General features: G+C 44.0%; 1 protein-coding gene. It reads left to right on the plus strand.

The genetic code is table 11. The features are described 5' to 3' along the window. Window positions 1–275: 275 nt before the first annotated feature. Window positions 276–641: DUF1538 family protein (locus tag R7Q11_RS27145; protein WP_225467106.1), on the plus strand; the 366-nt coding region annotated here is incomplete at its 3' end.

Below are 641 nucleotides of genomic sequence, written 5' to 3' on the forward strand. Positions count from 1 at the left end.
TGAATGTCAATATATTAGAACATTATAGTCGTTTTGCGCCTCGCTTGATCAGTTCAGCGCTGCTTATCATGTGTTCTCCCATCTTTCAGATAAATTTTCGTGGTGGCTCATCCAGTTCACATATTAGGAAAATGTAACCAAATGTTAGTGGTGACATAAGGTTGTTCACGTTTGTGAGTAGAAATTTATGCCACACTGAGAGTAGATGATAAGGATATCACCGGACAGGTCTCGCCTTCAGAGCCAATAACTTGTTCGTCAAAGGGAGGATTTGCATGGAAGCACTCACTGCTTTGTTCCGAGCTCTGTTTAACAGTGCGCGCGATCTTCTTCCTATTGTGATTGTTATTACCTTCTTCCAATTGGTGGTTCTGCAAGAGCCTCTACCTAACTTGGTCTCTATTCTTTTTGGTTTGTTGTTGGTCATTTTAGGCCTGACGTTTTTTATTTTCGGGCTAGAACTCGGCTTGTTCCCCATTGGCGAAAATATGGCACAAGCCTTTGCTCGAAAGGGCAGTGTGTTTTGGTTATTGATTTTTGCGTTTTGCTTGGGGTTTGGAACCACTATCGCAGAGCCAGCATTGACTGCTGTTGCAGAAGAGGCCTCAGAGGTGGCGGCTGAAGGCGGGATGATCCCTAAT

This window comes from Vibrio sp. 970 (assembly GCF_033339075.1).